At 41.0% G+C, this 15,459-nt stretch carries 9 protein-coding genes; 6 read left to right on the top strand and 3 right to left on the bottom strand.

The window, feature by feature from the left end; translation table 11 throughout:
- Nucleotides 1–18 precede the first annotated feature (18 nt).
- Entirely contained in the window at nucleotides 19–3,888 is a 3,870-nt protein-coding gene (locus tag R2Q94_RS10035) for a TIM-barrel domain-containing protein (RefSeq protein ID WP_316821316.1), read from the bottom strand.
- Nucleotides 3,889–4,181: 293 nt separating this feature from the next.
- On the opposite strand from R2Q94_RS10035, the gene R2Q94_RS10040 reads away from it, so the two are divergent.
- A complete protein-coding gene (locus R2Q94_RS10040; protein ID WP_316821317.1) occupies nucleotides 4,182–4,445 on the top strand; it encodes a CBU_0592 family membrane protein in 264 nt (87 codons plus the stop codon).
- Here the strand turns inward: R2Q94_RS10040 and R2Q94_RS10045 are convergent.
- Nucleotides 4,442–5,044: a TetR family transcriptional regulator gene (locus R2Q94_RS10045; RefSeq protein WP_316821318.1), complete on the bottom strand. Its 603-nt coding sequence runs from the start codon at nucleotides 5,042–5,044 to the stop codon at nucleotides 4,442–4,444. The two genes, R2Q94_RS10040 and R2Q94_RS10045, sit on opposite strands and share 4 nt — an antisense overlap.
- A gap of 303 nt (nucleotides 5,045–5,347) precedes the next feature.
- On the opposite strand from R2Q94_RS10045, the gene R2Q94_RS10050 reads away from it, so the two are divergent.
- Genes R2Q94_RS10050 through R2Q94_RS10060 form a run of 3 tightly spaced genes read left to right on the top strand, consistent with a single transcriptional unit; the run spans nucleotide 5,348 to nucleotide 11,331 of the window.
- A complete protein-coding gene (locus R2Q94_RS10050) occupies nucleotides 5,348–8,551 on the top strand; it encodes a TonB-dependent receptor (RefSeq protein ID WP_316821319.1) in 3,204 nt (1,067 codons plus the stop codon).
- A gap of 29 nt (nucleotides 8,552–8,580) precedes the next feature.
- Nucleotides 8,581–10,371, top strand: coding sequence for a RagB/SusD family nutrient uptake outer membrane protein (locus R2Q94_RS10055; RefSeq protein ID WP_316821320.1), 1,791 nt, complete (start codon nucleotides 8,581–8,583; stop codon nucleotides 10,369–10,371).
- Between the two features lie 36 nt (nucleotides 10,372–10,407).
- On the top strand, nucleotides 10,408–11,331 hold the full coding sequence (locus tag R2Q94_RS10060; protein ID WP_316821321.1) for a metallophosphoesterase family protein: 924 nt from the start codon (nucleotides 10,408–10,410) through the stop codon (nucleotides 11,329–11,331).
- A gap of 62 nt (nucleotides 11,332–11,393) precedes the next feature.
- Here the strand turns inward: R2Q94_RS10060 and R2Q94_RS10065 are convergent, their stop codons facing one another.
- Nucleotides 11,394–13,853, bottom strand: a complete 2,460-nt coding sequence (locus tag R2Q94_RS10065; protein WP_316821322.1) for a YfhO family protein — start codon at nucleotides 13,851–13,853, stop codon at nucleotides 11,394–11,396.
- Between the two features lie 163 nt (nucleotides 13,854–14,016).
- Between R2Q94_RS10065 and R2Q94_RS10070 the strand changes: the two genes are divergently transcribed.
- Both R2Q94_RS10070 and R2Q94_RS10075 read left to right on the top strand, forming a co-directional pair.
- The gene (locus R2Q94_RS10070) at nucleotides 14,017–14,571 is read left to right on the top strand and encodes an NAD(P)H-dependent oxidoreductase (protein ID WP_316821323.1); all 555 of its coding nucleotides are present in this window, start codon (nucleotides 14,017–14,019) and stop codon (nucleotides 14,569–14,571) included.
- Nucleotides 14,572–14,582: 11 nt separating this feature from the next.
- Nucleotides 14,583–15,455: a pirin family protein gene (locus R2Q94_RS10075; protein ID WP_316821324.1), complete on the top strand. Its 873-nt coding sequence runs from the start codon at nucleotides 14,583–14,585 to the stop codon at nucleotides 15,453–15,455.
- Nucleotides 15,456–15,459: the final 4 nt, after the last annotated feature.

Below are 15,459 nucleotides of genomic sequence, written 5' to 3' on the forward strand. Positions count from 1 at the left end.
ATTTAGGTGTAAATCCGTTTAGAATTTAACGCTATTCAGATTCTTGTCGACCAATATACCATCGATGGCTTTAAGGTCAAATTTCACTTTACGCTTAGCTTTCAGTTTGATCACAAACAATTCAGAAGTACCATTTAACACTTCTTTGTCGCCTAAGTTTACAAAAGTCGCATACAAGGCCTTACTGCCATTGGTATGTAACCTGTCGTAAGTCATATTTTCCATATGCTTCACATTCGTAGGCTGAATATTTACAAACTCAAAATCAGCAGCGTTATATGGTAATGCAAAGCTTAAAGCATTTACAGATTTAAGATTTGTACCTTTCACTTTAACCTCGATGATCTCATCTTTGTTATAGTTTTGTTTTGCAGTGCTGATGCTCAGTTTACCTGCCACTTTATCCATTTTTGCATCAGCTTTCACACCACCGTCAATTCTGGTGGCAACCAATGAAATGTCATAAGCGTCAATCAAACCATTTTTGTTGATGTCACCATTGCTGATGTAACCTTCGAAATCACCATCACCTTGTCTTAAACCGGTATAGTTCATATACGAAGTCAAGTCATTTCTGTCAATCAAACGGTCATTGTTGATGTCTCCAGGAAGGTAACTTTCTGTACCAGGAACTTTGAATACATAGATTTCTCTACCAGAACCGAAATTACCAACACCCTCAGTAACGGCCATTTTGATGTAACGTGCTGATGGATGAGTAGGGAAGTTAAATACCTTCACTTCATCTGTATTAGCCCATGTGAAATCACCTGCAGGAGTCCAGTCTTGTTTATTGTTGCTAAAGAATACTTTACCTTTCAGAATGATGCCATTTCCTCTTCCTGAGCGAGGTAAGTAATGGAATTTATCCAGTTGGTTAATGGTTTTTAAGTCCATCACCATCTCGAATGGCAGTGCATTTACACCCCATTTCGTATGCCAGGTATTTCCTTCATCAAAGTCGAACAATTGCTCGATTTCTGAACCTTCCTGATCCGCTGCAGTAGATTGGGCAACGATACCCTGAATTGCAAATTCTAACGGATTAGATTTGGTAGTTGCATTAAATTCTGTCCAGGCCGACTGACCATCTTTATTCACTGCACGCAGTTTAAATGAATATGGAGTCTCTGCGGTTAAGCCATCAAACAACAATGCAGTATCTCTGATGGTGGTGTAATGCATGTCATTGAAATCGATTTCGTAGAAATCGGCATGAGGTACTTTCGACCAGGTTGGTGTCAAGGTATAAGCTTCCTTATTTTTATCTGATACGCCTGCATGAAGTGGAGCTGTTAAAGCACCAGTTGAGATGCGCAAACGATCAGCAGGCTCAAATTTGAAACCTTCAATAGTCGCAACAACAGGGTTCACTGTAATGTCTGTAGTGCCCGTTTTGATCAATAGCTGAGGATTTTTTACCATGGCTACTTTCTCAAACTCACTTCCTTTTGTTGCAAATTTATTTAAGTTCGGAGCTGCGTCGTAGAAATACACGTTCTCTTTGCTCAGGAAGTCATTCATCGAACTGGCTTCTGTTAATTTCACTTTATCCTTTCCAACCTTCAGCAAAACCTTTTTAGGTTTTTGAGAAACATTGATTCTGAATTCTGTAGCTTTCTGTTTTACAAAGCCATTGAAATCACCTGTTGAAGGATGAATAGTTACAGTTGCACGGTTCTTTTTGTCTACTTCCGACTCAATTAAGCTGGAAACGCCTTTACCCAGTTTGTATTGTTCCGTAGTTCCATCATCATCATATTCTGTAAAAGAGCTTTTTCCGGCAGGATAAACCTCATAAATACGAACCGATTTGTTGATTTCTGTTACATTGTTATTTGGATTAGTTACCGGGATAATTGCGCCATTCTTTACGAATACCGGCAATTTCCAGATAGGGCTTTCAAAACTATTCAGGATGCTGTTTCCTGCATATTTATCACCTGAAAAATAATCAATCCATGATCCTTCAGGAAGGTAAATGCCATTGCGAATGTCATTGCCTTTTGCATCAGATTTTGTAGCCTGATAAATAGGAGCGACTAAGAAATTAGGACCATATAAAAACTGGTATTGTGTGGCTTTTCCTTGTGTATAGGCGTTTGGATACTCCAGGAACATCGCTCTAATCATTGGTAAACCTGTTACGGCTTCTCTGGCAATGCTGTAAGCATATGGCATCAACTCCGATTTCAATTTCAGGTAATTACGATTGATTGAGGTCGCAGGTTCACCAAGGGCATGTGGATACTTTTCATTTGATCCCCATCCATCCATGTTCAACTGCATTGGTGTGAAAGTTTTCCATTGGAAATCTCTAATGTTAACCGCTACGTTTTTACCACCAAAAATACCATCTACATCGGAGGTAATGTTCGGCTGTCCGGATAAACCAGAACCCAGATAAGTAGGGATATGGAAACGAATGTATTCCCAAACACCACCAGTCTGGTCACCAGACCAAATACCTGCATAGCGCTGTGTACCTGCCCAACCATCTAAAGAGATGATGAAAGGACGAGCGTCATTGCCATATTTGGTCATGATCTGCGCCACATCAGCTACGCCGTTTAATCCGAAAGAATATCCGGCACCTACCCAGGCCACATCAGTTTTCAATACACGAACACCCGCCTCTTTTACCTCTTTTAAAATATCTCTTTGTAATAAAGCAGAAATCTCTGGTTTCGGATGAAGGTCTGATTGTGTCCATAAGCCGATTTCTACCCCATTTTTACGGGCATAATCTCCTAGGCTTTTTAAATTCTGAATATTGCCATCCAAAGTTTCTGTCTGGCCATATCCAGCACCATAACCATCATTAGGAAGTAACCAGCCAAAAGGCATGTCGTTCTTCTTGTAACGATCAATTACAGCACGTGCAGAAAATTGGTAGTTGTTTTTCTCTCCGTTTAGAGATTCTTTAATTCCACCGTTGTCTTTCTGACTTTCTTTATAATGTTTGCCATCTTCAAATAGCATTCCTTTTTCATCTGCTTTCCAGAAATCACGGTTATAAGCATTTAAATGCCCCTGGTAAAAACCAAATTTCGGTAAGAGTACCGGATTTCCTGTCAACTGATAATAGTCGTTTAGAAGTGGTACAGCACCATCACTTGCCATCAGGAAGACATCCAGGTAATTTGTGTCATGGGATAACTTCACCGTACCTTTTTCTTTAGCACCGAAATCATATTTACCTTTTTTAAAGGTGTGCCATAACAGGCCATAACCCTTAGACGACCAGTAGTAAGGGCTAGGGGAGGCTACTCCACCATCCGTCCAGCTGTTCTGGTTTTCAATTGAAATTGCTTTGCCTTTATGAGAGAAACGACCATTCTGAACACCACCTCCATAGAAATACTCTTGTGGACCTTCTTTAAAAGTCATCACTACTTCATTCTTTTCAAAACGCACAGGTGCCGCTTCTTCCAAAACCACCTGGTTGGTCACAAGGTTAGTGATTTTTAGTAGCGTCGTGTTTTTGTCGATTTGAACTGATATTTTATCAGTAGAAATCGTAATCAGGCTGTTTTCGTCTGTTAAATTTAGCTTTGCAACCGCTCTTCTTGGGTTTTCTACCAGAATTTTTGCTTCCGGTTTAGCTTCCGGATCTCTCATCACGCCACCATTATTATCCTGGAACAACCTGAAGATTTGATCTCCATAGAAATCTAAAGTCAATCGCTGATTGTCCGAAAACAAAACCTCAATCACAGTAGGGCTAACCTTTTTTGCACTGATGATTTTGTGATCCTGCTGGATAACTTGCTGGAAAGTAAGTGGTGCTGGTACTGCTCCGGCATTTAATTGGGAGATCAGTAATGGAAATGCTAAGGCAAGCAAAGCGGTGTTTTGAGGTTTAGAACTCCAAAATGTTTTTTTCATAATTGTGTGTTAAATCTTAGGGCAGTGCTGCTTTGCTTGAAGAACCTAACCATTCATGCAGCCTCACACCAGAAGTTTTCATTTGAAGCCGCCAATATAGAAATTATCTGTTGGTTTTTGCTTTTGCAAAATTGTATTATTTTTAGGTATATATTAGTAATTTGGCAATTGCAGGGCGGGAAAACACGCATAAATCCCGACAAATTCCTATAGCTTGCTCATCAGATGATAGTCCATTGTAAGAGGACATTAAAACCACTATTTTGCCCGCTATTAAAATAAAAGGGGGAAATATGTTTCAAATCGTCATTAGTGAGATAGGATGGGTTGGTGTAGTTTTATGCACGCTGGGCTACCTGTTACTCAGTGTAAAAGTGCTAAAGGCCGATTCATTAAGTTTTCAGACGCTAAATATTATCGGCGGTTTATGTTTGGTGACCTCAGCACTGCACAACAGTGATATGCCAAATGCAGTGGCAAATGGACTTTGGGTCCTGATTGGATTTTATGCCGTAGCCCGTCATATCAGGTCCAACAGAGTCGCAGAAAAGAGTTAAGGTTTCCAGTCCCCACCCAATATAAAATAAGCTTTGCTTTTATAGTAATCTAGTTTTTCAGCATAAGCCTTCTTATCGCTTTCCAATGAAAGATAAAAATAAACTCCATCTACCAGGACAAAAATCAAATCCGCTGCGACTTTCGCATCCGCAACTTTAATCAGTTTTTTTTGATGACATTCTTCGATCATCGTCGTCAGCCCAAGTCGAAGTGCATCTAAAATTGTCTTATATTTTTCCTTTATCTTTTTCTCCCTGAATGCCATGGCATAAAAGGTATAAAATAAACCGTCATCAAAAAGTGAGTTCCATTTCTTAGAGAAGAGCATTTCAATCGTTTTATGCAAATCAGCAAGACCAGCGCCATCTTTACTCTTAATGGTATAAATTAAAAGATAACGGTCCAGAATGTAATCAATTAAGGCATAAGTAAGTTCCTCCTTGGTTTGAAAGTAATGAATGATCAGGCTCGGATTGATGTCCATGACCTTCGCAATTTTCGCGATAGAAGTGTTTTCATAGCCCTCTTTCTTCGCAACTTTATAAAAAATCTTAATAATTTCTAACTGCCTGGTTTCTTTGAGACTTTTTCTACCCATATGAAATTTATGATGGATCCAATGTACTAAAAAGTAAAGCTAGTTCGCAAATTATTTATTTTAAATTGAATGTACGTTCAATTAATTTATTTGTAACTTCCTGTTAATATTGGAAGTGGACCTTTGCCGCGCAACACACAATATTATAAACCAAACCAAAATAAACCAGCAAATAAACGAACCAGTGAAATTAAAACAACACGCAATTTTACCCATGTGTACACAAGTATATAAGGAATGGGTAGCCAATCTATCGGACCAACAATCGTAAAACCACAAACCACATTAAACTTTATTGTAATTATGAAAAAAAATCTATTCATGATTTGCCTCATGTTATTTACTGCAAAAGTTTTTGCTCAGAACATCACGGTAAAAGGTGAGGTGACTGATGCAGATACCAAAGGGCCAATTCCCTCAGTAAACGTAAGTGTTAAGGGGACCAAGAATCGCATTGGAACCAATTCCAATGGGATGTATACTTTAACTAATGTAGATCCCAATGCCATTCTAGTATTCTCCTATATCGGTTATAAAACCGAAGAACGAAACCTGAATGGTAAAACACAATTGAATGTCAGCCTGAAGCCTGATTTAGGTGATCTGGATGAAGTTGTAGTAGTCGGATTCGGTACCAAAAAGAAGATTAACGTTGCAGGAGCCATCGATCAGATCTCAGGAAAAGAATTGGAGTCACGCCCGATTTCCAATGTCATGCAAGGTTTGCAGGGATTAAGCCCTGGGTTAAATATCTCTTATTCCGGAGGCGCTCCAGGATCTGTTCCCAACATCAATATCCGGGGATATACCTCCGTAAATGGTGGTTCGCCATTGGTGGTTATCGATGGAATTCCAGCCACCAGTAATGATGATATGCTCAGACTAAATCCTTCAGATATCTCTTCTTTTACGGTGCTACGTGATGCAGCTTCCTCCGCTATTTATGGCGCAAGAGCTGCTTTTGGAGTGATCTTAATTACGACCAAACAAGGAGAAGCCGGAAAACAACAGATCATTTATAATACCTTCAGCGCATGGGGGAAGCCTACTGTATTGCCTAAACCAGTGACAGACCCTTATATTTTCTCCAGGGTTTTGGAAACCGCAACCAATAATACGCCATGGGATTATGTGAACTTCTCAGACGAGTATTATAAATGGGCGAGAGAAAGATCTGATGATCCATCCATTCCAGACACACGTCTCAATCCCGCAGATCAAACAAAATGGGCCTATATGGGGAGCAATGACTGGTATGATTACTTTTTTAACCGTTCCACCCTGTCTCAAAATCATGCCGTATCCCTTTCTGGTGGAGCGAATATCAATAACAAACCACTCACCTATTATTTGTCTGCAGACTATACAAAGGAGAACGGATTAAATAAACTGACTGATGATTATTGGAGTAGATATGGTTTGCGCTCAAGGGTTGGATTTTCACCACTGAGTTGGTTGAAACTAGACAATAACCTTAATATTTATCAGACAAAAAGGACCTTACCAAATACGGATATCAGAGACCTGTACTATCTGCAACCTACTGATGTGGCCAAAAATCCAGATGGAAGCTGGGCAAATACCGGTGCTGGCAGACTCGCCGCCCGATTGGTAGATGGTGGGAGTAACCTCGAAAATATGTTTGGTTTTCAAAATGTCACCAGCGCTGTAGCAACTTTCCTGAATGGCGCCTTAACTGTAAACGGAGATGCTTCATTTAAAAGAGAATTGTGGAGATACCACAATGACTCTAAAAAGTATAAAATCGGATATGGCCCGGATGATATCAGAGAAGAAGGTGGAAACGGATTCATTAGAGAAAGCAATAACTATCTGGCCAATAATGCCTTTAATCTATACGCTACCTATAAGAAGACTATAGGAGACCATGCCTTTAGCGCAATGGTGGGTTACAACAGTGAGACCTACGACTACTCCACTGTAAATGCACAAAGGGATTTTCTCATCTCTTCTTCACTCCCTTACCTTGGACTAACCACCGGAGAAGCTAAAATTGGAACAGGATATAGCGCCTATGCAACCAAAAGTGGTTTCAGTAGAATCAATTATACCTACAAAGACCGTTATATTTTGGAAGGAACCGGCCGCTATGATGGATCCTCACGTTTCCCAGTCTCCAGTAGATGGGGCTTTTTCCCTTCTGCATCCTTCGCCTGGATCACAAGTTCGGAGGAATTCATGAAACCGCTTGCACCAGTACTTTCTATGTTTAAACTGCGCAGTACTTATGGGGATCTTGGCAACCAAAATGTAGATAATTTCGCCTATATCCAGACTTTGCCTACCGGAGGATCCAATTATCTGATCGATGGCATGCAACGTCAGGTGATTTTACAAGCGCCGAAATTATATATTGATCCAACAACTTATACCTGGGAGCGGGTATCGACACTCAATCTGGGTACCGATATTGGTTTGATTGATAATAAATTCCTGCTGACTTTCGATTATTATATACGTGATACCAAAGGGATGTTGGTAGCCGGACAAGAACTTCCGGCAGTAATCGGAACCACGCCTCCGGCACAAAATGTGGCCGATCTTAGAACGAAAGGCTGGGAGCTATCTGTTACTTATCGCGACCATGTAGATATCGGAGCAAAACCATTTAATTTTAGTGCTAAAGTATTCCTTTCCGACTCCCGCTCCAAGATCACGAAGTTTAAGAACGACCAGGACTTGCTTTCTAATTATCGCGTAGGACAAACACTCGGTGAGATTTGGGGATTGGAAAATGATGGTTTCTTCCAAAGTAAAGAAGAAATTGCTGCCCTGGATCAAAAGAGCCTGATCCCATGGGGAGCTTTGGACATTGTACCTGGATGGCCAAAGTATAAGGACCTGAATGGCGACAATAAAATCGAGAGGGGCCTCAGTGCCAAGGACTCAAAAGACCTTAAAATTATTGGAAACAGTAGCGATCGCTATAGCCTTGGTGCAAACTTCAATATGGATTGGAATGGTTTCGACTTGTCTATATTCATGCAAGGAGTATTAAAAAGAGACTACTATCCTCATCATTACTTGTTCTGGGGACCATATCAGCAGCCTTATGCCAACGTATACCCATGGAACCTGGATTTCTACAGAGGGGTTTCCGATTCTCCTGAACAAAGGGCCAAACACTCTGCTGCTTATATTGCGGCCGGACTGGCAGATGCAAATACCAATTCTCAATACCCGGTACTACAAGCCTGGTTAGCCGATGCCAACACTGGCGCTGGTCTGGATATTCCACAAACAAAATACCTGTTAAACGGTGCTTACTTAAGGATTAAGAATATCACATTTGGCTATACCCTGCCAAAAACTTTAACCAAACGTGTAGGGATCAACCGACTGAGGGTCTATGTAACAGGTGAAAATTTGTATGAATTCTCTAAAATCAAGAAATATGTTGATCCTGAGGCTGTGAATACAGATAGAAGTGCCTGGGCATACCCCTTCCAAAGAAGAGTAGCGCTAGGCTTAAACCTTGATTTTTAACGTTCGTTTTAACATCATTTAGACATAACATGAAGAAAAATATATATCTGCTACTCGCTTTGCTGGCCATTGGAGTAGGCGCTTGTAAGAAGGGAGAACTGGATCGTTTTCCGCAGACCTCAGTTTCTCCAAACCTTTTCTTTAATACCGAAGAAGACCTTGCCTTGTATGTGAATGGCTTGCTGTCGATGCCTGATAGAGGAACTTATCTGAGCGATCAGAGTAGCGACAATGTAACGACCACGGCTGCTGTAGAAGTGAAAAATATCATGGCTGGTAATGCCAATGCCCAGAATATTACAGGTGGATGGAACTGGTCCAGACTCCGTAACATCAATTATTTTTTAGAAAACTACAATAAAGCCAAGGTTTCGGATGAAATTAAACGACATTATGTTGGATTAGCCAGATACTACAGAGCGAGCTTTTATTTGGGAATGGTGAAACGCTTTTCTGATGTGCCTTGGTATTCCGGAACTTTAAATCCAGGCGATCAGGATTTATATAAAGCACGTGATTCGCGTGCCCTGGTCATGGATAGTGTGATGGCCGATCTGGATTATGCCTATAAGAATGTCAGGGAAAAGGTGCCTTCAGGAACACCAGGAAAATGGGCTACCGCAGTATTTTACATGAGAGCAGCCTTGTATGAAGGTACCTTCCGTAAATACCATAATGAACTGAATTTACAGGCTTCAGCCAATCCATTTTTAGAAACTGCCGCGAAAATAAGTGCAGAGGTGATGGCCTCAGGTAAGTTCTCTATTTACAATACCAATAAGCCAGCTATCGATTATGCCAGTTTGTTTGCGAGTCAGGACCTGACTACAAATCCGGAAGTCATTCTTGTGAATGTTTTTGACCAGACGAAGAACTGGGGGCAAAATGTCAATGGAACCGTATTTGGCGATTATGAACAGGCTCCTGCAAAAGACCTGCTCCAGTCTTACCTGATGAAAGATGGTACCCGATATACCGATATCAGTAATCATGATCAATTTGGTTTTGTGAAAGAATTCGAGAATCGTGATCCCCGCTTAGCACAAACCATTGCCTATCCAGGATGGATCAGCGTACCCAATACTACACCTTACATTCAGCGTTTAAATAAAAATTTTACCGGATACCATCAGCTAAAAGGTTATGTGAACAGTACGGATTTTAATACCTTAAACAGTGTTGATTTTCCCGTATACCGTTATGCCGAAGTATTGCTCACCAATGCCGAAGCGCTAGCTGAATTAGGAACATTGAGTCAGGCTCAATTGGATGCTACAGTTAACCTGCTGAGGAAAAGAGCAGGAATGCCTGATTTAAACCTTAGCCAGGCAAATGGAAATCCTGATCCACTTTTACAACAGCAGTTTAACAATGTAACCGCTAACCAGGGACTGATCCTGGAAATCAGAAGAGAACGTAGAGTTGAGTTTGCTTTTGAGGACTTTAGATTTGATGACCTGATGAGGTGGAAAGCCGGAAAATTACTGACTAAAAGTCCTGAAGGAATGTATTTTCCTGGTTTAGGGAAATTTGACCTAACAGGTGATGGTGTAGATGACATCATCTTGATTGATGTAGGTCAAACTATTCCGGAAGAAGCGCAAAAAGTAAAGAACTCATTAGGAATCTCCCTGGTATATTATGTTGCGGGCCCAATCGGATCAGAAGCGACCGTATACCTTAAAAATGGAAAAAATGGAGGAAATATTGTCACTGAATCAATTACCCGTAAATTCGAGGAACCTAAGTACTATTACCGCCCGATTCCACAACAGCAAATTTTATTGAATAGCAACCTTAAACAAATATTCGGCTGGTAACACACAGCCGTATCATACTCATGAAACCCTAAACAAATGACGCAATTGAAAAGAAGATCTTTACTGAAAGCGGCGGGACTGGCACTTGGCGCAGTAGCAACTGGTGCTGTACCCGCACTGGCTTCAAGTCCTGATAAACAGGCGAAGAATGCGAAAAAACCGGCTTTAACTGTAGCGCATATTACCGATGTGCACATCAGAGAAGGTGATGATGCCCCTGCCAGATTTAAAAAATGCCTGAACCAGATTATCGCCAGACATAAACCTGATTTCTTCCTCAACGGAGGAGATTCTATCAACGATGCCTCTTATGATAATGTAGTCCATGATCAGGTGATCCAGCAATGGGGGATCTGGGACGACTGTATGAAGTCCCTGGATAAATATGAGCTACATAGCTGTATTGGCAATCATGATCCCTGGTGGAAAGCACCTTCTAAAGACCATGAAATGTATGGGAAGGATTACGTAGTGAAACGACTGAAAATTCCCAATAGGTACTATTCATTTACAAAGAAGAACTGGCATTTCATTATTTTAGATGGGAACAATAAAGACATTTCCCTGGATCCTGAACAATACGAATGGTTAGAAAAGGAGCTCGACAAATTACCGGCAGGAACGCCAACCTTATTGATGTCGCATTATCCAATCCTTGGTACCACCCAGGTTCTGGTAGGCGGCGGACATTCCGACTGTAAAAAGTTAAAGGATTTGTTTTACAAACACCGTGATAAGGTGAAGGTTTGTCTCAGTGGCCATAATCACTTAACTGATCATACCAGCTATAACGGGGTGCTTTATTGTTGCAATGGCGCAATGAGCGGTTTCTGGTGGGGAAAAGGGGATGCCGAATCTGCAGGACCGGGATATTATCTGGAAACGCCTCCAGGTTATGCCATGCTAAAATTATATGAAGATGGTACGGTGGAGAATGATTACTACCCTCATAGTTTATAAAACCCAATTCTTTGATGAGCCTTTAAATCTGCGGATTTAAAGGCTCTTTTTTTTGGGGCGTACTATAGGGCTCTTTTTTTCCTAACGCCAATATATGCGGCTAATAGTAAACCCGAAATCAATACAATCGAAGCAACTAAAGAAATGATCTCCCCGGTATAATATGATGCCGGATGAAATACAAATTCTATTTTATGATTTCCTGCCGGAATATGTGCAGCCCTTAACAGGTAATTCGCACGGAAATAGGGTTGCTCCACATCATCTATCAACATCTTCCAACCCTTATTGTAATAGATTTCTGAAAATACCGCAATATTGGACTGCGGAGAATTGCTCTGGTATACCATCCGGTCAGGGTAATAGCTACTCAGTTTAATTTTTCCAGAAGGAGGTATAGCAGTTAACTGTTGCTCCTTAACCAAAGGTTTGTACTGCTGGTCGATCACTATCTTTTCTTTCGGGTCAAAAATACCGATCAGCTCCATTTCCTGATCTGCATTGGCGACATACTGGATCTTGTTGACAAACCAGACATGGCCACATGCATTCGGATTCAATTGTGCCTGCAGCTTTGGGGATTTTGGATCCCTGCCGATCAGGTATTTGGTGTTCATCATACCCAGAATATTCAGGTTGATGTTCTTCTTGAAATGCGTTTCAATCACCTCATCAAATCGCTTCAGGCGGACGGCCGAATAACCACCAATAGACTTGTGGAAGTATGGAGTAGTGGCATCATTCATGATGCTTTGCGTCAAATCAATTACTTTGAAGTTCGGGTCTTTATCCTGGTCAATCAAATGGTCCACTTCCCGCATCTGAGGTTTTTCAACATCCTTTTTAGCCATAAAAGTGCCCTCGTTTAAATACCTTTTATCTACGCCCCACATGTCCAGCAATACTAAAAATAAGAATGCAATGGACAGTACCTGAAAATTGATTTTGTTTTTTAGGTAGGCCCAGATTCCTCCAAATGCCACCAGAATAAACAAACAAGAGCGAATGGCATCTGCCTGAGCAGCAGATTTTCTATCCGCTACAAAAGCATTTCCAATGGTGTTTGCAGTAGATTGATCTAATTTAAGTGCCTCTGCAAACTGGGCTACAACAGCTTCGTGGTCACTGCTTTTAAAAGAAAGAAACAGCGTAGGAATAACCGCAATCAGTAAGGAAAGTCCAAAAGTAATGTAAAAGGCAGTTTTAACCTTTTTAAAAAGTTCTGGCTTATTCGGATTCAATAATAATTCGTTAACCGCCAGCACCGCCAATATTGGAAAACACAATCCGGCTACCGCAAGAATTGACTCGACTGCCCGGAATTTATTATAGAAAGGGGCATAGTAAAAGAACAAATCAGATATCAATGGTAAGTTCTTTCCAAAGGATAAGAACATGGTGAGGATGACTACCGACAATAACCACCATTTGATGCGGTTTTTAACAATAAATAATCCCAATACAAAAAGGAAACAAATCACCGCTCCAAAATAAAACGAGCCTTCGGTGAAGGGCTTTTCTCCCCAGTAAAAAGGCATAAGGGATTTAGAAAGATAATCTGCCTGACCCGCATCGGCGCCGATTTCCGTCAGTGTTTTGACCACATTGGGATGGGAAACCGCATTTCCTCTGGAACTCCCGCCAAAGGCATTCGGAATCAGGAAAGTAATACACTCTTCCACCCCCTGACTCCATTGGTAAGCATATTCCCTGGATAATCCCGTGCTGGTTTTTTCCACTTTCTGCGTCAGGTTGGCATGCCCCCTAATTGTTTCTGCACTGTATTCGTAAGTACTCCATAAGGAAGAAGTATTGACTGCAACAGCGAGCAAACCTGCCAACAGGGCAAAGGCAGCAGATTTTAAAAAGACTCCTGTTTGTTTGGATTTTATCGCATAATAGGCTTCTATTCCTACCAGTAACAGAATCGCTAAAAATAGGTAATAAGTCATCTGGATATGATTGGCTCTAATTTCCAGGGCTAAAAATAAAGCCAATACGGCTGCTCCATAAAGGTGCTTGCCTCTGAAAACCAGGATTACTCCTGCAATAACAGGGGCAAAGAAAGAGATCGCTGCGACCTGATTGGCATGCCCTGCGCCAAATAATATGATGTTGTAGGAGGAAAAAGTAAAAGCAATAGCCCCTGCAGCGGATAACCAGGGATTCAGCTTTAAAACACAAAATAGGAAGTAACTGCCCAGCAGCAACACCAGCACAGTTCCTACTGGCTGAGGGAAAGAATGATTAATGGCCTTTACTGCCCAGGTCGTAATGTTGTTGGGGTAGGGGGCCCAGATTTGAAATGCAGGCATTCCTCCATGGATTTGATTGGTCCATAAAATCGTCTCGCCTTTATCCCTGTAATGATTGATTTCAGTAGTAGTAGATTGTGCTCTCGTCACATCATTTTGTCCAAGTGTCTTTCCAAAGAATACGGGATTAAAATATAAAAAAGTGATTCCAAAGAAAAGTATAATGACCATCAGGTGTTGGCCATTTCGCTTAAACCAGTTATTCATAGTTGCTAAAATTTCTCTAAATATAGAAAAACCGCAGGCTATAACCTTAGCGATGAAAATGGACCAATAGCTTTTCTTGACTTATGGTAATTTTTCCTAACTATTTACCTGATAAATTTGTTGTAATCCAGATAGCCAATAATTAGCCCTTAAATGAAAAAATATGTATCAGCTTAAAGTAATTGTGGCCAGCACCAGGCCAGGAAGAAAAGGACCCGCCATTGCAAAGTGGTTTATGGACATGCTCCATGAACAATCAGAATTTGAAGTAGAATTGATTGATCTTAAAGAGCTGAACCTGCCCTTCATGGATGAACCAGAACCTCCCAGACTTCGGAAATATCAACACGAACATACCAAAGCATGGAGTAGGAAAATCGAAGCTGCTGATGCCTTTGTTTTCGTAACTCCCGAATATAACTTCGGATTCCCTGCCACCCTAAAAAATGCGCTCGATTTTCTTTATCAGGAATGGACTTTTAAACCTGTCGGCTTTGTCAGTTATGGGGGAATGGCCGGTGGAACAAGGGCAGTTCAGATGCTCAAGCAAGTGGTCACCTCTATGAAAATGGTTCCATTGCTAGAAGCCGTTCACATTTCATATTTCACGAAATATATAAACGAAGAAGAACAGTTCATAGGAGATGAAGGACATGTTCGCATGGCGAATGGAATGTTAAAGGAATTGCAGTGGTGGACAAACAAATTGAAAGGTTAAATACAATTTTTATGAAAAAGAACATTGCAGGTGTCTATAACAGCACTTATAAACACGCAGTTGGAGATGGATTTAAAGTGATCAATATTTTTCCAAATGGAAATAACCTGGGGGATAAAATGAGTCCCTTTTACATGATCGATTACCAGCCCGAAACGTATTATGAGCCCAGTGATAAAAAGCGTGGGGTAAATGTACACCCGCATCGTGGAATAGAACCAGTTACCCTGGTTTATCAGGGGGCTGTTGCCCATGCAGATAGTGCGGGTCATACTGGGATTGTAGGTCCGGGTGATGTACAATGGATGACTTCCGGAAAAGGAATTCTGCATAAGGAGTATTTCGAAGAAGAGTTTTCCCGTAAAGGAGGAAACTTGCAAATGATTCAGGTTTGGACCATTTTGCCAAAAGCCTACAAATATGTGGATCCGAGTTATCAGACCCTACTCAAAGAGGAGATTAAAAAGGTAACACTGGAAGAAGGAGAGGTAAGGGTAATCGCTGGAAGTTATCAGGATGTGGAAAGTCCGGTAAGAACCTATAGTCCGATGAATCTATTAGATGTGTCTTTGGAAAAAGGGGGAGGAATGAAAATAGATTGTCCGGCTGAATATAATATGGGGATTCTTGTGCTCGAAGGCCAGATTAAATTAAATGATGCGGAAGCCGGTAAAGAACAGTTTGTCTTGTTTGAAAATGAAGGAGAAGTGGTAGAAATCTTTGCAGAGCAAGCTTCTAAATTTTTGATCCTGAATGGAAAACCACTAAATGAGCCTGCCGTACATAAAGGGCCGTTTGTAATGAATACCCAGGAAGAAATTGATCAGGCTTTTGCTGATGTTGCTGCCGGTAAGTTTGGTTACCTGGAAAATGAGGTGATTTAGGAGA

The sequence above is a fragment of the Pedobacter gandavensis genome (genome assembly GCF_032678465.1).
In the GTDB taxonomy this organism is placed as follows: Bacteria; Bacteroidota; Bacteroidia; order Sphingobacteriales; family Sphingobacteriaceae; genus Pedobacter; species Pedobacter gandavensis_B.